This is a genomic window from Lepagella muris, from assembly GCF_004793975.1.
Taxonomy (GTDB): Bacteria; Bacteroidota; Bacteroidia; order Bacteroidales; family Muribaculaceae; genus Lepagella; species Lepagella muris.
Genome location: NZ_SRYB01000017.1, coordinates 55,507 through 75,161 on the forward strand (window position 1 = coordinate 55,507; position 19,655 = coordinate 75,161).

Genomic DNA, 19,655 nt, shown 5'->3' on the forward strand with positions numbered 1-19,655 from the left:
CGAGCTGGATTGAAAGATAATGTCACCGGAAATTGCGGTGCATAAACAGAAAAATTATAACCAGATGAGTGAAAACAAACTAAAGATAGTGTTCTTCGGAACCCCCGAATTTGCCGTTGCGAGTCTTGACCGACTGATGAAGGATGGTCAGGATATAGCTGCAGTCGTCACGATGCCCGACAAGATTGCCGGACGCGGACATAAGCTTATTCAGAGCGACGTGAAGCGGTATGCCGTGGAAAACGGACTCCGTGTGCTTCAGCCAGAGAAATTGAAATCACCCGACTTCGTGGAGGAGTTGCGTGCCATAAATGCCGATCTTTTCATAGTGATAGCATTCCGTATGTTGCCGGAGGTGGTATGGTCGATGCCACGTCTTGGCACATTCAATCTTCATGCGTCGCTTCTCCCGAAATATCGCGGTGCTGCACCTATCAACTGGGCGGTTATCAACGGGGAGACGGAGACAGGCGTCACCACCTTCTTCCTAAAGCATGAGATTGATACCGGCGACATAATAGAGCAACGCACCATCGCTATCCTTCCGGAGGATAACGTCGGCGACGTGCATGACAAGTTGATGACGCTTGGTGCCGATATGGTGGCTCATACAGTAATGGATATTGCAGCCGGGAATGTGACGCCTCAGCCTCAGCCGGAGGGTGAGTTTATCCCAGCCCCGAAGATATTCAAGGATACGTGTCGCATAGCATGGGATCGTCCTGCCACTGAAATCCATAACCTTGTGCGCGGATTGTCGCCTTATCCTGCGGCGTGGTCCACGTTTGAGGATTCACGTACTCTCGGAACGTTTGCCGATGTCAAGATTTTTGAGACGGCACTCTGCGGAGATACCCCTGCGGGCAACAGGAAGCCGGGAGAGGTGATTGTGGCTAAGGACAGATTGTTTGTCGCGGTGGCTGACGGTATGCTTGAGATTGTGTCGTTGCAGCCGGCGGGTAAGAAGCGTATGGGGGCGGATGCCTTCCTTCGCGGATATAAACCGGAGCGTTTCGTATGATGACAGACCGACAAGATACCGACAAACGGTTCTGCTCCATATTGTTTGACGTCATGGAGGCGCACGGGGTGAGAGACGTGGTGTGCTCACCGGGCTCACGTAATGCCCCGCTGCTGATAGCTGCGGAGTCGCGCAGAGGTATGAGGAAATATAACGTGGTCGATGAGCGTGCAGCCGCCTTCATGGCTCTCGGCATGTCGGTGGTGAGCCGTAAGCCTGTGGCACTGGTGTGCACTTCCGGCACCGCGCTCCTCAATTATGCCCCGGCGGTTGCGGAGGCGTTCTATCAGGGTGTACCACTCATCGTGATCTCCGCTGATCGTCCTGAGCAATGGATTGATCAGGATGATTCGCAGACGCTGCGCCAGTTTGAGGCGTTGTTGAATTTCGTGAAACGTAGCTACGAATTGCCGGCATGGGGCAACGATGATAAGGAGATGCTATGGTATGCCAACCGCATATCAAACGATGCCATGATAGAGGCGATGTCGCGACGTAAGGGACCGGTGCATATCAACGTGCGTCTTGCGGAACCGCTCGGGCTCAAACGGGAGGCAATAGGCACATCGCCAAGAGTCATAGAGATGATCTCATCCGATGGTATTGTCAATAAGGAGATTGTCAGGGAACTCGGACGTAGTGTGGCAGGCTCGAAGGTGATGTTTGTGGCTGGATTCCTTCCCCCTGACTCACGTATGCATAAGTCGGTAGGGGAGTTCTGTAGCCTTCCGAATGTAGTGGCTATGACCGAAACTCTGTCAAACCTGCATCTTGGAGAGGAGGCGAGTGGTGTGGACTCCGTGCTCACCGCATTGCCGGAGACGCGTCTTGATTCCATGTCGCCCGATATAGTCATATCAGTAGGCGGGTCGCTCGTCTCGCGGAAACTGAAGGAATATCTTCGCCGCAACAATTCGGTATGTGAACATTGGTCGGTGGGATGGAATCACACCACGTCTGACTGCTTCATGTCGCTGACCAAACGGATAGAGGCAGACCCGGCAAGATTCCTTCATCAGCTGTATGCCGCAGCGGTCAAGCACGTCGGTGACAACAGTTATAGCAGCATCTGGAGCGAGGCAAGGCGTGAGGCATTCAAGGCGAAGGATGAATATGTGGATTCCGTAGGCTGGAGCGAACTTAAAGCCTTCTCCATAATAGATGAGATGCTGCCGAGAGATGTGAATCTCTTCCTTTCAAACGGCACATCGGTGCGCTACGCTCAGATAGTAGGGAAGCATCAGCCGCATGCCACGTATTGCAACCGGGGGGTGTCGGGCATAGACGGATGCGGCTCGACAGCCGTAGGTGGCGCAATGAAATATAATGGCAAGACGGTGCTTGTCACGGGCGATATGTCGATGGCATACGATGTTGCAGCATTATCGTTGCCTGGTATACCTGACCGGATGCGTATAATAGTAATAGACAACAACGGCGGTGGAATCTTCCGGTTCATACCCTCCACCTCCCGACTTGAGGAACGCGAACGCTACTTCTGTTGTGCCCCTCAGCTTCCACTCCGGCATCTTGCCGAAGGCTATGGTTGGGAATATCACGAAGCTACGGATGCAACCACCTTACGGGAATCGCTTTCTATGCTCCTCTCATCTCCGAAGAGAGGTGTCTTGCGCATAGTATGCGACGGAGAGAGCAGCGCGGCAATCCTCCGACAATACATGCAAATCACCGTCCCGGAATAAATAGTTGTCATTCTGTTTGGAAATAATGAGTAGAAACATTATTTTTGTACTCATTAATTATGCTGCGTTATGAAATTTGTAGACAGAACTAAAGAGAAAGCCCGGATAGAGAAGGTGTTGGATTCGGCGACATCGAAATTAATCGTTGTATACGGTCGGCGTCGTGTAGGAAAATCTACACTAATCAGGAAATGTCTGCAAGATAGAACCGCTTTATAAGATAGATGATTATTTCTTGGATTCCTACTACCATTTCGTATCACCGAATGCCTCGCTTATATCATTGGGACGAAGTGAGGCAGTGTGGCAGAAGATATCAGTCAGTCTGCCCGGTTATTTGGGAGGCGTATGGGAGAAGCTATGCAGGGAGTATGTCAGCGGAAGGGAGATAGATGGGATATATTATGGTTTGGCATCCAGATGGTGGGGTAATGTGGCTGTCAAGGAAGAGAAACGTAACGTAGCCATGGAATTTGATGTGGTTGCGAAATCACTTGATGGCAAGCATCTTTTAGTAGGGGAATGTAAGTGGACCGAAGGAGAGTATGGCGAATGTTTTCTTGAAGAATTGAGAGAAAAGACATCGTGTGCTCCATTCGTAATAGAAGATATGACCATACACTATGCTCTCTTCACAAAAACAAAATTATTGGATTCACCGGCTTGCCTGGTATTTTATCCGGACGATATAGTCCTTGCCGATTAATAACAAATCAAAATGAAAAATAATAATGAGTAGCAACATTATGTTTATGCTCATTATTATTTATGATGATATTTTATTGATGTCAGTATGGAGATTACGAGGGAATATTGCCTTTATTGAAGTTGCGAGAAAGTTTGTCAGAGTGTCGTAAGGAATGTCGTAAAAGGTTGAAAATAATTTGAAAAGTGAGATAAATGTTTGTAAATTGAGAAATAATGCTTAAATTTGTGCGGCAAAGTCTGCCCGCAGGAGCCCGATAAGGTTTCCGGAAAGCGAATCCGGCGAGCCGAAGGGTTTGGGGTGGGGTCTGCTGACATATTATAATAGAGCGTCTTTGTGCGCTTTGTTCTTGACTCTGAGAAACTTTCCACAAATTCTTTTCCAGTCAAAGACAAAGGCAACAAGGTCGCTCACGGCAAGGTTATAGTCCTTGGTGTACCTGTATGTATAGTGTACCTGAGGTTTATATATACCAACACGTGGGCTTCTACGTTGTTTGTCTCGACTGGGAGAAGGATACCAACGTCTCTCAGGGCAGGACGAGCAAAGAAAGAGAATCCTGCGTTTTCTATTTTTATATGCCAAGAATTACGTAAAATCCGATAAGGGATTCAATCGGGGACACATTGGATGTATTTTTCAAACATAATTAATATCTACATTATGAACAATTCTAAGTTAGCAATCCTGCTTGCCTCATTGAGCTTTTTTTCAACGGCTTGCAAAAATTCCGGTAGTGCCACCACAGCAGACAACGAAACCGATTCACAAGTGGCTGAATCTCCAAAACCTACCCAAGGAATATGGGAAATGATCGGTATGGATGATGAGGGTCCTCTACTTGAAATCAGGGATGACGAGGTGGATTACTATGAATACGGCTTCGGTAATATGCCCCAGAGATACATAGTCACTAACCGTACTGATTCTACAGTGGAATTCCAAGATAAGAAGAAACGTGGTCTTGTATTATTCACAGATAACTTTATAGACTTGCAGATATATAATGTTGCGGATGGAGAAATGTGTCTCTCGGAGCAGAGCACACCATATCCGACATACGGAGGTCTTGTCTCAAGGAGTAAGGATGATCAGCGCACAGTCTATTCCGACACGGCATGCACGGTAGTGGCAGGTTTGGCAGAAAAATATGTGGCACTCCCCATCATTTCGCTGCATCCGACTTACACTGCGTTGCTCTTAAATGGGAAGGATACTGTATGTCTCCCAAATAATAGGGTGGGGTTTGATTACGCCAAGTGCAACCTCGCAGGATTTGGTGGAATGTATGAATCCACCGCAAAGGATGGTACATCGTATGAGATATCCGATATTACTTTGGGCGATTCAAACAGTAAGAACCAGCGTTTCAAGATAATGAAGAATCTCATGGAAGAGTTCCGTGGATACAGCAATTATTATCTTGGGCATTCCGATGGCAACCGCATAGTGGTGGATTCGATCACGGATGACTACGATGCTTTTGAGAATGCAGATGGATCCAAGTTCACAAAATTGGATAAACCGTTTGACATTATGGTGTATTCCACGATCAGGTCAAATCTCATGTACGTTGACAGCGTGGCATATAGACCGGCATCATATTGAGTTATAGTGTTAAATAATTAATATTCATGTACTTAATCTCTGAAAATATGATTAAGAAAATTGCGTTACTATTTATCTCCTTGATTTTCCCATCTTTGTGCGCGTTTGCACAGGAACCAAGACAAAGCAGTTTTGATGACTTCGTATTTAAGACTCCGGTGGCTTATAAGACCGATTATACAAATGAGACAAACCGCATCTTGGAAATTTCGGACTGGGGACCGTTTACCGCAGTTAGGATGTCGGATAAAGTGAGAATTTTGGCAGACAGTGCTGATGTATATATTCATCCATACGAATTTCTGTGTGATCCCGTCACCGGGAAAAGATATCATCTTGTGAATTCCGAGAACTTACCTAAATTTCGTGGGATTAAATATTTAAAAAGAAAGAATGGAATGCCAACCAATTATGATATTGAGTATACCCTTCTGTTTGATCGTGTCCCTCAGGATGTCAAGATGGTGGAATTTCATCATAATCCACGATGGGAAAACTTTGACAAATACTATTCTTCGAAAACTTTCTTTGACATTGACATGACTAAAAGAAAGGTTTATGCCGAAGATAAATACCAGTGGGTAAACCTTGAGCCAAAAGCAGACAAAATCAAATATTATACTCCGCTTGGGTTGGCAAAAGACGCAGAACCGGAAAATGGGAAAAGTCATCTTTTTCTAAATCTTGCTTTTCGGAATGTGGAAGCAAATAGTCAATATGGATCAATCAGTTTCTGGCTCAATAATAATTTCTCGCTAGTGGATCAATCAAAGAATCGCACTTACAAATCAGGAGCGGTGTTCGGTTTTCCGCTCGGGAAAGATAATTTTCAATACATTCAGGGGTATGATATCATGGCATTCGGTGTAATAATAGAGGATGTTGATTCAGATGTGGAAGTTGTTGATGTGTATGCGGGCAATACCTGTATTATCAAAGGTCTTCATCTGAAACCGTGACAGTGCTGGATCTTTAAAAAGACATTGGAAAGGAGTCTGCGATAATCAGACTCCTTTTTAGACCAGTATTGATATGACAAATTTAATTTTTCGAAATAAGTTTAGATTTCATTCCATAAAAATGGATGCCAAATAGTTGTAAATTGAGAAATAATGCTTAAATTTGTGCGGCAAAGTCTGCCCGCAGGAGCCCGATAAGGTTTCCGGAAAGCGAATCCGGCGAGCCGAAGGGTTTGGGGTGGGTCTGCTGACATATTATAATAGAGCGTCTTTGTGCGCTTTGTTCTTGACTCTAAGAAACTTGGCGGTTTCAAACAAAATCCAGTTAAAGGACAAGGGCAACAAGGTCGCTCACGGTATGGTTATAGTCCTTGGTGTACCTGTATGTGTAGGTACAAGGGTTCCTATATACCTACACGTGGGCTTCTGCGTTGCTCGTCTTGACTGGAACGGCAACGCCAAGGCCTCTTAGAGTGGGACGAGCAAAGAAAGAGAATCCCACGTTTTCTGTTTTATATGCCATGAAAATACTTAATCACAAAATCCGATAAGGGATTCAATCGGAGCCGCATCATCTATGGCTCTATCTGATACACTACTACACTACATCTTCAATATTTTAGATTTATAAAAACAGTAAACGGTTATGAAATGATCATATAGCCGTAGCAATTGTTGTGGATCGTCATTAGATACAGTTATTGAGTTCTGCTTTTAGTGCGCTTGTTTGCATCATCTGCGTGAATATATAGGATGATTTTTTACCTTGATACATATAAAAACTAACATAAAATGAAACAAAGCTCAAAATTAAACAGAAATCTGGTGCTTGCCGGTGGTTTCGCATTGCTGACCACAGCTATCGCCATGTCGCAAAGCGGCTTTTCGCACGGCAATCCGACACGAGCCTCTGAGGAGGGAATTTTGGTGGTTGACCTTAACAAGGAGTGTTGGTATGATCTTGACGGAGATGGGAAACGAGAATTCTATCAATCAAACGTATACGTGGGTAATCGTCGTTATAAAGGATTGTTCCGGTTGAATGAAGAATGTAATCTGGCGAATTATATCATTGATTCTTACAGAAATTTAGGAAGTGACGCAATGGCGAATATTGTCAACTTTGGTCTTGATATTCCGGGTTTTGCCTATGGCGGTTCAAAGGAATTTCCTATATACAAGACCAACGGCACTGAGGATCCTGTACCCATTGATACGGTGCAGGCAAGGTCTGTCAATTTCATTGATATTGACAACAACGGCACAAATGATATATGGCTTCGTGGATACAATAATGATGCCAATGTTGCAATCATGGGACCTGACGAGAGGTTTATGTATCGTACGGTGAAGATAATGTCACCTCAGGAGTACTATGACTATATAGTTGAGAAACCGAGTTCGGGATTGGGTTCCGGAATGTCTGTGATTGATATTTCAACCGGAACACCGGGCTGTTTCGGTTCTTTCCAACAGATAGATATCAACAATGACGGTCTGATGGATTACATCTTGCCTTCTACCGGTGAGTATCTGATGAACATAGGCGATGGTGCCTTCATGAAAAGTAAGTTTGCCGGAAAAATCTATTTCCGTGATTTCAATGACGACGGTTTAAACGACATGCTCTCATACAATGACAAGGAGAAACAGCTCACTGTCACTTATCAGAATAAGGATGGTGAGCCGGAGACAAAGAAGCTTGTCAGTGGTATGGCATGTGGCGACAAGATATGGTGTCATGACTTTGATAAGGATGGTGATATAGATATATTGGTGCCTTTCAATGGATTGGAAAACAATGAACAAGGATATCTGATTATGCTTGAGAACAAAGGGGATGGTTCCTTCAAAAAGCATGAGCATTATATTGATAAGGGGCAATTATTCTTGGATTGCGCAGATGTTGACAATGACGGTAATTACGAAGTCTTCTTTTTGGGAGGTGATACATATTATGGTAATGATATGTATGTTTGGTATCTTAAAGTCACAGGAGTTGATGTGGATGAAAATGCAGTTAAGCTTCATGACCAAGAACCTAATGATGAAAGGATTGCCCTTTTAGATGCTAACAACAGTGGTTTTGTAAAACTTTACAGCTACTTTGGTTCATATCCGGATTATGAATATAAATCATTCTCTTTCGGAGACGTACCAAACACACGACCCGAAAAGATGGCTAAGCCATCTGTCGTTTACAATGAGGAGGATGAGACAATTGAGATATCATGGGATCTTGGTGCTGATAAAGAGACAGCCTCTCTCGACCTCACTTACGAACTGAGGATAGGTACAGCTCCTGATAAATGTGATATCCTCTGGGTTGATGCTCTTGCCGATGGTCATCGCCGTAATTTTAAGGATGGAAATTGCGGATATCTGACAATGCGTAAGTTCAACACAACCTCTTGGCCTGAAGGGAAGATTTATATCTCCATCCAGTCAATTGACGGTAATTATATGGGTTCGGAATTCAGTGATTACGCAATAGTTGAGAAGAAGACGGCTGCCGCCGATTTCCTGATAGATTGCGCAGTCACTACCGCAGTCACGGAAGAGGTGAAACTCAGATTCTTCGGTACACCGGATTCCTCCGTCACTTACGGTTGGGATTTTGATGGTGCTGAGATTGTCTCTGAGAATGGAGTGGATGCTGTCGTGAAATGGGCAACGCCTGGCACGAAAAAGATTAGCTTGACGGCAACTACGGCAGTCGGTAAGACAAGGACGGAGACAAAGGAATTGAAGGTAGTTCCGGCAAAACTTGTTCCGGATAAGAAGATGGGGGAGATATACCTGGAACCTTCAGTAGCTGTAGACTTGGATTTCGATGGTGTCTATGAATTGTTTGATGGTCGTTTTTACGAAGCAAATGCTGATGGAGAATACAATCTGTTGAAAAGATTGTTTAATAATAATCTCCCTGGTGGGGGAAACATTGCTGATATCAACAGAGATGGTATGCCCGATGTCTACTGTAACACTTCTAATAAAATATCACATACCTTGAATCTTGGAGACAAGGATATGGAAATTGTTGATTTTGACAATCTTGAAAGAAAATCAATTAAATTATTCGCAGATTTGGATAATGATGGCTTCTCCGACGGCTATTTCGGTGTCGATTTGGGTTATAATAGGGGAAATTACAAGTCAATGGAGGATATTACCGATTTAAACACACTTCTCTATTGGGGAACTATCAAGGAGATATATGATTATGACGGCGATGGCTTTATGGATTTATGCGTGATAAGAGTAAATAATTTTATTGATTGGGAGCATGTCTATTTATATCGCAATTTGGGAAATCGTAATTTTGAATTGGATAAAACAATTTCAGTTGAAACATCTGTTAAAAATATAATTTCATCGGATATTGATGGTGACGGCAAAATGGATATGGTTAGTTCCGATTATGCTTCGGGTTTGGGAGTGACTTCTTATTCCGATTACGTATATGTTTATTGGGGCGATGGAACAAACATGAAAATACCCGCGCCAGCAGGACATCAATTCTGTGATATCAGCGAAATCGCAGACCTTGATAATAATGGCTGTAATGATATCATATTAGATGTAGTTAATGGCGAGTCTGTTTCAACATGTATTATTTTCTTTTATTCAGATCGGAGCTATGAAATAGTGAATTGCGGAGAAAGACGTAATTTTGGTGAAGCATTCTTCCGGCGTGCTGATGGTAGAATGGGACTTGGAGCCAATATCGTGATAGGTCCTGGAAATACTCTTCCAACCGCTCCCACCGGAATCAAGATGACAGAGACGGATGACTTCTATGTCTTCTCTTGGGATGCTGCATCTGATGCCGAGACTCCTGTTGCCGGATTGAAATACAATATTTCCCTTAAACTGAAGGATAAGGAGGGGGATAATTCCTACGTCTGGTCGCCATTGAATGGCGGTATGAATGGAGTGCCGGTGCCAAGCAGTGCCCAGTTGCTTGTATCCACCACAGTCTCTATCCCGAAGAGTGCTGTCGGTCCCGGTGACTATGAGTTTAAGGTGCAGGCTGTAGACACTCAGATGGAGTGTGGCGATTTCTCCGAGGCATACGGGTTCTCCGTTTCTATGAACAACTTCATATCCGGTCCGTCAGAGACTATGGTCAACAAGAGGAATATGTTCCGACTCTTCCCCGGAATTGATGCGTCCACAATCAACTTCGGAGAGGGTGCCGTGGTAGAAAGCGTGGAGGATAAGAGTATAACTGTGTATTGGACCTCAGAAGGGGAGAAGAACATTACTTATGGCGAATATTCCAAAGCGGTGTTTGTGCATCCAGCCCTTGATGCTTCTTTCTATATTCCTGAAGAGGTATTCTTATTTTCAAAAGTTAATGTCAACTGGGATAATGATCACAACAGTGAATGGAAAGTAGAAGGATTACCATTTCCGGGAGATGGTATTTTACCATCTTCTTCAAATAATTATGGAGTAACTTATACACAGACAGAAGACAACTCCGGATATCTGACAATTGGAAATAACAATGGATCATCTTACTATAAACTTAGGATTACGCATACATTGACTGAAAGCTATGGTACAGACTCTTATTCAGTGGAGTTCAAGACAGTGAGGATGAAGGAGAATCCGACTATCACATTAGTGGATATTGATGAGGAGACCAATAAGCATCGTATCCGCTGGAGTGTGCCTGAGGAACTTCGTTCAGGATTACACCGTGCATATATGGCGAATGTCTATAAGGAAACCTCTGAATTCGGCGTATATGAGTTGTTGAGTACTATGTCTGCCGATGATTACACCTCGCATATTGATGAATATTCCGATCCCGACAAGATGGCATCACGCTACTCCCTCTCCTATAAAATGGGTTATGGGGAGACAATGATGTCGGTGGCTCATCAGCCGATTCATCTGCAGATAAACCAAGGTGGTGCGAATATCTGGAATCTCTATTGGGGTAAGTATGAGGGTCGCAACATAACCACCTACCGCATCTTGCGTGGCAATTCTCCGCAGACTCTTGAATGTATAGCGGAGGTGTCGGGAAACGTCACCTCTTACACCGACTACGACGTTCCGACCGATGCATATTATGCGGTTGAGATACTTCTTAATGTCGGGACACGCGCCACTGAGACATTGAGATCGCGTTCTAATGTGGTGTCTGTATCGGATAGCGGTGTTGATGATGTGTTAGAGGATGGCTTCTACGTTGTCAAGGAAGGTAACAGTATGACAGTCATATCTGACGCTGACGTGACTGTTGTGAATGCTCAAGGTATTGTGATTTATACCGGAAAACCATGCAGAATCGATAATCTGTCAAAAGGTCTTTACATCGTGAAGTCGGACAAACGTATACGTAGGGTCATGATTTGATATACCTGTTATGCTACGTTATAAGTCTATATGGAAAGTGGTCGCTCCGAGTCGGGGTGACCACTTTCCTTGTGTTGTATAGGGTGAGGATTATGTCTGCCAATGCATGAGATGCCCGAGAGGGAAAAAAGGAGTGTGGAAAATTGATTGGGAAAAATAAATTTGTAATCAAAATACCAATGACGATACATCAGGAGGGGCATCACGCTGCGCGTGATCTGCTATCAACGTCCGCGCTATCTAAATCATTATGGCTTCAGCTCGTGGATGCAGCCCCACGGCGGCTATTAGGCATATTGTCGTGAGAAGTGTCGTAAAAGGTTGAAAATAATTTGAAAAGTGAGATAAATGTTTGTAAATTGAAAAATTATGCTTAAATTTGTGCGGCAAAGTCTGCCCGCAGGAGCCCGATAAGGTTTCCGGAAAGCGAATCCGGCGAGCCGAAGGGTTTGGGGGTGGGTCTGCTGACATATTATAATAGAGCGTCTTTGTGCGCTTTGTTCTTGACTCTGAGAAACTTTCCACAAATTCTTTTCCAGTCAAAGACAAAGGCAACAAGGTCGCTCACGGCATGGTTATAGTCCTTGGTGTACCTGTATGTGTAGGTACATGTGTTTCTATATACCTACACGTGGGCTTCTGCGTTGCTCGTCTCGACTGGATAGGCACGTGGAAAGGCCGCTCGGAGTGGGACGAGCAAAGAAAGAGAATCCCACGTTTTCTGTTTTATATGCCATGAAAATACTTAATCACAAAATCCGATAAGGGATTCAATCGGAGCCAGCATCATCTATGGCTCGAAATCGAACTTCATTACCCCGACATTTTTATACGCCAAACGGAGCAATCAGCCTTTCATTCCAGTCATATCATTTCATTACTTTACGGAGATGTGGTTGATGTCTTCCATTTTATATGGGATATTAGTGGCAGTTATCCTTACGGCAATTGTGTATGCAATTAGTTCAAAATTAATTGCTGTTGACTTGAATATCATTCATATTGGAGCATTAGGGTGTCTTTTTATTTTTATTGCAGTACAATCCTTTTTGTTTTTCGCTGCATTGGAAGCAAAACAGGCATTGAATGAATGGTCGGATTCTGTCAATTTAATAATATCTTCCGCATCGGATTTTGTAGACTCAGTAAAAGAGAATACAGATGCGGAGAAGCTTGCCAATGAATATAAACCGTATTTTGAGATGTTTGGACTGAATCTTGAAAATTCGGATAAATCGTTAAAGGAATCAATTGACGCATTAAACGATTATTTCAATGTATATATATGGAAAAGAGTTGGCTGGGTATCCGGAGCCATATTCTTATACATTCTGGCAAGTGTGTTGTTAACTTCAAAAAATAAATCAAAATCAACTTATAGCTACGGAGATACATCATCAATAGATATTTCCGATTGGCATAAATATTAAATACATCATGGAAAGTCATTTGATAATTGGATTAGGAGGCACAGGAGGCAGGGTGCTTTCTGCATTTAGAAAAATAGTTTATGAAAAGCTTGACGGCAACATGAAGCCGGATTGGCTTTGGTTGGATTATGTCTATGTTGATTCAAGCGCGAAGGATCTGAAGATGGAGGATCCTGAGCTATGGAGTGTTATGGGTCAATCGATAAAGCTGGATGATAGTGCCCTTGTCAGAATCCCTGCATCCGATCTTGCAAAATTTGTAGAGAATAAAAACAGATATAAGTATCTTTCACCTTGGTTGGGAGATGAAAGCAAGTGGTCTAATATAATACGCGATCCGAAAATCAGTGAGGGTGCGGCAGGGCAGAAGCGTCGGTTAGGAAGGCTTCTTTTTGCAAACGGTGCACCGATGTTTAATGAGGTTATCGGGAAAAAGGTTTATCCTCTTGCCCAAAATCCTCAAGGACAAAGAGTGAATTTCCATGTGATAGCCGGTCTTGCGGGTGGTACCGGTAGTGGCAGTATAGTGGATGCTGTTGCCCAGTTGCGCAACCAGTATCCTGATGTTGAAAACTTTAAAATTTTCCTTTATCTCCTTCTTCCGGAGATTGGCTCTACATCATGGGCAACGACTGACAACTATAGACCGAATGGTTATGTTGCGCTGACAGAATTGAATGCAATGGAAATGAGTGTGTTCAATCCGTGGAATGTAGGTGAAAGAGATTATGAGGTAACACGATTGAAACAGGATCTGCCATTTTATTCCGCTTATCTCATCACTAATGAAAACTCCCGAAATGTAAGTTTTGATGTGGCTAAAACAGTCCCTGCATCAATTGCGGAATTTTTATTTCAGAAGACAGTCGGAGTGGCCATTAATGAAGAGAACTCCAAACAAGGGGATGGTCAGACAAAGGATATAGAGGAGTTCTTCAACAGTGCACAGCGAGGCGAAAATCCTAAATACACAGAATATGATCAGCCGTTGTCATACAATTTTATGACATACGGTATCAAGAGATTGGCATTCCCGGAAACTGAGATAATGGAATATTTCGGTTATAATTTCGCGGCACAGGCAGTCTATCAGATGTTGTTCAACAATCTTACAAATGAACAAGGATTTGTCGGCGAGCCGAAAGCGATTACTGAAGATGATTATTCCTTGGTTATAGACAGGAAAAACCGCGACAAATGGTTCTTGTCGCGTCAATACCTATGCCTGTCACTACCTATTTTGCCGGAACATAAGAAGGAGGGATGGCTCCCTATCAAGGAGGAGTTTTCTTCGGTGATTGGAAAGATTCGCCATAAGGTTATGGACGACAAGGCAATCAAGCACACCGATAAATTTACAGCCATACATAATTTAGCGCGTAAATTTTATGATAAGGATTTCCGTCCGATAAGGGAAGCCGGTCAAAATGGTGTGGCGAATTTTTATGGAGATAAAAACAAATATGGCAAGACTGCGATGGCTGAGTTTATCGCAGATCGGATAGGGAGTGACTTTTTTGCTTCATGGATTAATGGAGAGTATTCGTTGCAGCAACTCAGTGCAATGACCGCCCGTCTGATCCAGACATTGGATGAGGAGAAAAACAATCTGAAAGTAGCCATATCCTCAGCTAATGATAATATAGAGCAGGCATCCAGGGCAATTCAGCAACTGGAGAAGGATTGGAATGGACTTGGTGCAATCAGCAAGCTCGGACTGGGTAATTCCATGTCAAAGATTGAAAATGGTTTTGTTCAAGCTGTCATTGACAAATATACGTTCAAGGCATGGGCAGAGGCATACGGATTTGCCATCCAGCTCAGTGATGCAATAATCAACCTTCTGGTATTGTTGAAAGGGAACATTGACAGAGTGAATGCGGAATTCAAAGCCGTAGCTGAAGATATTGAAGGGGAGGTTAAATCTCGCTGTTCAAATGAAACTGAAGAGGAACAGAGCCGAAAAGGGATGATCATAAAATATTATGATTCTGACCGGGTACACCAGATATGCAATGGGGCAATTCAGTTGGAATCGAATATGGCAAGGGTCAGAGATGTGAGAGCAAAAATAGCCGAACGTTTGGCTTCAGATAAGCAGAACTTTAAAGAGGCGGCTGATAAGTTGCATTGTGGAGATATCAAGAATCAACTTGAAAAAATTGTCATGGAACAAGTGGCAAACTTCTTTGCGGATGCTAATGAGACAAAAAATATTCCTCAGTTTGAACAGCTTCTTGGAGTCAATATCATAGAGAGATTGAAAAATGAATTTTCAGGGAATGATGAAGGTCTCAAAGAGAGACTACGCAATCTGGTGTTGCATGCAGCGGTGATGGCTAAGGAAAATCCGACTGAGATTCATGATGGTCCTAAGATAAGACGCAGCATGTTTATTGTTGTGCCTCGATATGAAAAGGACCAGGCGTTTTTGGACAAGCTAAAGATGATATTGCAGAGTCTCGCACCATCTACTGGGGAAATAAAAGTATCGGAAGGTGGTGACGAAAATGAGATTATAGTTATGAATCTTGAGGCGAATGTCACACCTCGCTATCTTCTTTCCGTGGACAGACTGCGGAAAGAGCATGATAAGCTAATGTCATCTGAGAGGGGAGAGGTGGCTCGATTTGAGACAAGACTGGAGGATTATGAGAGGCCTCTTCCGAGTCTTTTCAAACCAACGGATGCTGAAATTCGGGCTATGCAGGAAGCTGTCGCTGAGAGAGCTCTTCCGAATATCTTGCTTGCAAAAGCAATGGGCATACTGACGATGATGGAAGATCCTGAAACCGGATTGGAAAAACTTGTCTACATCCCTGAAGATGAGGATGGTTTGCCGGATCTTGAAAATATGGTCACTCTTGGCAAGACAATTGAGAAAAGTCTTGACAAGATTGATGTCAAGATAGCTGAGATAATTGACAAGGCTGTAAAGGAGAAAATTCTTAAAGAATACAGGCATGTCAACCGTCAGGCTGAATTGAAAAACACCGTGTTGGCGGAAATCAAGCAAGTCATAGCCAAAAACGGTGCTTTCAGTGAGATTTCTAAGAAGTTTAACCTTGCGTTCAAGAGTATCAAGGATATGTTTGAACGCATAAACGACATGTAATATGCAACGTAAAGGAATATGTAAAAATGTAGGTATCTGCAATAAGGCAAACCGTCATGAGACTATCATCATAAACGATGATAACGAACCGTTTGAATGTCCGGAATGTCATGAGCCTCTTGAAGAGGTGAAAGAGGACATTATGGAAGAAAGGTCAGGCAGTAGAAATAATAAAAAGACTGGAGTTATAGCCCTTTTCGTGATAGTGGCACTCATTATCATCGGAGTCTTAGTATGGTTATTTATGCGTGGCGGTGAGTCTTCTGATAGCAATACTTCAGTGAAAGATGTGGCATCCGTTGTCGCGAATGAACCGAGTGAGACACAGACCGACAGTCCTGAATTGGCTCAGGTGAAAACTGACAGTATTAAGTTGGAGCAAGAGGGAGCTGTCGCCATTCAACAGACGGAAGATAACAAGGTTGCGACAGATAATAAGGATAAGAAATCGTCAGAGACCAACATCGTATCCCAAAAGAATGGGAAATTATCGTTGAGCTATGGTTCCTATTCAGGAGATATCAAAGGAGGTTATCCTGACGGAATGGGACGTCTCACTTATTCCAAATCACGTCAAATCAATAAATATGATTCAAAAGGACGCATGGCTGATGCAGGCGACTATGTGATAGGTGAATTTGTAAGAGGTTTCTTTGTGCAGGGTAAGCATTATGATTCTGATGGTAATCTGATTGAGACTCTTATGATCGGTGTGCCTGTGTCAAATGCATACGATCAAAAATAAATTCCGTATTATCAAGCATATATGAATAATAGATATGCACTCATATTGTTAGGTCTGTGCATAAGCTCTTCAGGGGCTTATGCGCAGACTCAATATGCCTCTTCAGAACTTGAAGGGATTGGGCTTCTTTTAGCTAATCGAAACATAAGTCATAAATGCGAGAAAGATACTCTGACAGATAAAATCATGCATCTTGGATTACCACTTTTCAATATGTCGGGAAATGATGACGTAGATGCGGTGTTGAGATATATCGAACGTGTCAAACTCCATAAGAAGTTGCTTCCGGCAATAGAGGCGAAATATCTTTCGGATGATGACAAAATTAAAGAGAATGGGTTACTTACAATCGGAGAATCTCCCAAGTCGGATTATTCAATCGATAATAATGGCACTACAATCACCGTGTCTTGTGGAGGATGGTGCATCTCTTTCCCAAATTCTTTTTCACAGATATATGGCTTGAATAAGAAGGAGTCGGACGATTATATATACTACGGACTTATGGACCGTAAACCATTGCCACAGAAGCAAAATACCATTACCGTCGGCGATTCGATTGTAAAAAGGATTGGTGAAAGTTATATGATTCAAGGGATAAATACAGATAAATTCTATATCCGCTCATCTTCATCAGATTCATTGGTCCCTGTCTATAGTAAGGAATTTCCGATAGAGACAATCAGTAACCAGTTGCTGTCTGTGATTGATTCGGATATGAACCTTGATATCACTCAGAGATTGTATGGGTATAAAAAAAGAAGTTTTTCGCTTCCTATGTCTGTGTTGGCTGATTATTGTGCTGCTACGGGTTGTCGTCCCTATATTGGTATTGAATCAGCGGATGATAGGGAAATAAAGGCAGTCTTGGTCTACCGTAATAATTTTTTCTCCTATAATCATCTTCTTTATATGACTATCGCGGTTGAAGATATTGCAGAGAAAGAATCGAGGGCGACCGCTGATTTTTACACATATATTCCTACACATAATTTGAAATCACTTTTTTCGGAATATGAATAAATATTTAATTGCATATATTTTCTCCCTGATAGGGCTATTGGCTTTTGCGCAAGAGGAATTGACTCCCCAGCAGCAAGTCAATTCAATCAAACGCAATCGAACGGAGTATATATTTGGAGAATCAACGGGTTCAACCGAGGAGGAGGCGTATGAGCTTGCTAATGAAAAATTCATGAGTAATTTGCAAAATTATATTGAAAGTATGCCTGAACTGAAGGATGCTTTTGCAGTCATGATGCCTACGATTAATAAGTCGATTAAGAAGATTTCATTTGACAGGCGAGTTAATGTAAAGGTGGTATGTCTTTATATTAATAAGGCAGATATCAAACCGTTATACAAGAATGTCGAAGGTAAACAGGAAATCAATCTGACAAATGATAAGGTATCAAAAAATCAAGCTGATAAGCCTGGGAATGTTTCTTCAGATCATAAAGATCCGGTTAATCCGAAATTAATTAATTCCAAGCCGGGTGCAACAAAAGAAAAGCAGGAAGAAAAAATAGAACTGAATCAGTCAAATCGGATGAATCAGATGAATCAGGCGGATATGTCGGCAAAAAGTGTAGAGATATTGTCGGTGTTAGGCGGTATGTCGGACTATGCGAATCAGAAGCAATGGCTTGAAGATAGGAAACAGAAAGAGCATGATATAATGTTTGGTCTTACTAAAAGCTTCAATGATGCTGAATCGTATTGGGTAATATACAATAATGATCGTAAGATGATAGCCCTTCTTGATCAGACAAAAACGAAAGATTTACTGACCGGAATGCAGATAGATGCGGATAAATATGTATCCTATCCTAAACTCTGGATTATCATATATGAATAAGTATGGGATATGTTTTGAGAGTAGAGGATGGGTGGATTAATGCTTCTTTCGTTTGCAGCTTATTGACAACTACCTTTATTATATTAAAATTGAATAGTCAATTAACAAAATGAAACGTATAATTTTATTATTTATATTGACAATTGCGTTCCAACTGTCATCATGGGCGCAATATCTGACTTCTTTTGAAATAACTGATATCAATAACGATGTTCTTACTGCTAAGGTACAGGACAATCTCGGAAAACTTGTATCTGAGATAAATACGGCATGTGCTGAGAAACGTACTCCCAAATTGAAGGGTATTGACCTGTCGGATAGGGTCTCTGAATCAATAATGATGATGTGGGAGAGTTCTCCATTCCGTTGTGAGGAGACAGAGGTGATTGAACCGGCATTCACTGATGTCTCAGGTTGGTGGCAGATACGCAATATCCCCTTCATATTTACAGATTTTGAAAAGGATGACCAATACCATGAGTGTATAGTTTCATTTGATAATAATGGGAAAATTACAGGTTTTCACATGGCGATAAGTCAAAATCTGTATAGAAAGGTGATGAAATCCGGAGCGGCAGTGAAAGACGCGCGTCGCAGACAGTTGATTCTTGATTACGTAGAGCAATTCCGTACTGCCTACTGCACTAAAGATATGCCTTTTCTTCAGCAGGTCTACAGTGAGGACGCTCTTATTATCACTGGGCATGTTGTAAAGGTAAAGCCTTCTCGGGAGAATAACTTTATATCCTCTACTACAAAATATAGTGTTCAAGATAAGAAGACTTATCTTAAGAAACTTGCGCAGGTCTTTCGAAATAACAGAACTATTAGAGTAACTTTTGATGAGATAAAGGTGCAGATGCATCCAACGGAGGCTGATTGGTATGGTGTCACACTTCATCAAGGATATACCGCCGATAGGTATCATGATGATGGTTGGCTATTCCTCCTTTGGGATTTTACAGATGAGGATAACCCTACTATTCATGTTCGTTCCTGGCAAGCGGATACGGATCCTGAGACACAACTTAAAATATCAGAGGACGAAATTTTTGGAATGGACGATGTGAACATAGTGAAATAATTTAATGAAGGTTAGACACTTTCAATACAATAATTTAAAGTAGTTTTACAATT

At 42.5% G+C, this 19,655-nt stretch carries 14 protein-coding genes; all 14 read left to right on the forward strand.

Annotated elements, in window-relative coordinates; all coding sequences use genetic code 11:
• Positions 1 to 64 precede the first annotated feature (64 nt).
• On the forward strand, positions 65 to 1,021 hold the full coding sequence (gene fmt / locus E5331_RS11940) for a methionyl-tRNA formyltransferase (RefSeq protein WP_123483247.1): 957 nt from the start codon (positions 65 to 67) through the stop codon (positions 1,019 to 1,021).
• Positions 1,018 to 2,724 (forward strand): 2-succinyl-5-enolpyruvyl-6-hydroxy-3-cyclohexene-1-carboxylic-acid synthase, encoded by a 1,707-nt coding sequence (gene menD, locus E5331_RS11945; RefSeq protein WP_123483152.1) that lies wholly within the window; start codon positions 1,018 to 1,020, stop codon positions 2,722 to 2,724. Before fmt ends, menD begins: the two co-directional genes overlap by 4 nt.
• 69 nt (positions 2,725 to 2,793) lie before the next feature.
• Positions 2,794 to 2,943, forward strand: coding sequence for an ATP-binding protein (locus tag E5331_RS20990; protein ID WP_123483151.1), 150 nt, complete (start codon positions 2,794 to 2,796; stop codon positions 2,941 to 2,943).
• A gap of 16 nt (positions 2,944 to 2,959) precedes the next feature.
• Positions 2,960 to 3,430, forward strand: coding sequence for a DUF234 domain-containing protein (locus tag E5331_RS11955; RefSeq protein WP_275441194.1), 471 nt, complete (start codon positions 2,960 to 2,962; stop codon positions 3,428 to 3,430).
• A gap of 663 nt (positions 3,431 to 4,093) precedes the next feature.
• Positions 4,094 to 5,038, forward strand: coding sequence for a hypothetical protein (locus E5331_RS11960; RefSeq protein WP_135984970.1), 945 nt, complete (start codon positions 4,094 to 4,096; stop codon positions 5,036 to 5,038).
• A 47-nt stretch (positions 5,039 to 5,085) separates the two neighbouring features.
• On the forward strand, positions 5,086 to 5,997 hold the full coding sequence (locus tag E5331_RS11965) for a hypothetical protein (protein ID WP_123484844.1): 912 nt from the start codon (positions 5,086 to 5,088) through the stop codon (positions 5,995 to 5,997).
• 792 nt (positions 5,998 to 6,789) lie between these two features.
• Positions 6,790 to 11,370 (forward strand): FG-GAP-like repeat-containing protein, encoded by a 4,581-nt coding sequence (locus E5331_RS11970; RefSeq protein ID WP_123482334.1) that lies wholly within the window; start codon positions 6,790 to 6,792, stop codon positions 11,368 to 11,370.
• Positions 11,371 to 11,549: 179 nt separating this feature from the next.
• Positions 11,550 to 11,675, forward strand: a complete 126-nt coding sequence (locus tag E5331_RS20735; protein ID WP_275441195.1) for a hypothetical protein — start codon at positions 11,550 to 11,552, stop codon at positions 11,673 to 11,675.
• Positions 11,676 to 12,296: 621 nt separating this feature from the next.
• The gene (locus tag E5331_RS11975) at positions 12,297 to 12,800 is read left to right on the forward strand and encodes a hypothetical protein (protein WP_135984972.1); all 504 of its coding nucleotides are present in this window, start codon (positions 12,297 to 12,299) and stop codon (positions 12,798 to 12,800) included.
• Positions 12,801 to 12,807: 7 nt separating this feature from the next.
• Complete coding sequence (locus tag E5331_RS11980) at positions 12,808 to 15,915, forward strand: tubulin-like doman-containing protein (protein WP_123482332.1); 3,108 nt, start codon at positions 12,808 to 12,810, stop codon at positions 15,913 to 15,915.
• Between the two features lies 1 nt (position 15,916).
• Positions 15,917 to 16,660, forward strand: a complete 744-nt coding sequence (locus E5331_RS11985) for a hypothetical protein (protein ID WP_123482331.1) — start codon at positions 15,917 to 15,919, stop codon at positions 16,658 to 16,660.
• Between the two features lie 21 nt (positions 16,661 to 16,681).
• The gene (locus tag E5331_RS11990) at positions 16,682 to 17,683 is read left to right on the forward strand and encodes a hypothetical protein (RefSeq protein WP_123482330.1); all 1,002 of its coding nucleotides are present in this window, start codon (positions 16,682 to 16,684) and stop codon (positions 17,681 to 17,683) included.
• On the forward strand, positions 17,676 to 18,518 hold the full coding sequence (locus E5331_RS11995; RefSeq protein WP_123482329.1) for a hypothetical protein: 843 nt from the start codon (positions 17,676 to 17,678) through the stop codon (positions 18,516 to 18,518). Before E5331_RS11990 ends, E5331_RS11995 begins: the two co-directional genes overlap by 8 nt.
• Before the next feature lie 109 nt (positions 18,519 to 18,627).
• Positions 18,628 to 19,602 carry a nuclear transport factor 2 family protein gene (locus E5331_RS12000; RefSeq protein WP_123482328.1) on the forward strand — a complete coding sequence of 325 codons (975 nt, stop codon included), beginning with the start codon at positions 18,628 to 18,630 and terminating at the stop codon, positions 19,600 to 19,602.
• Positions 19,603 to 19,655 lie beyond the last annotated feature (53 nt).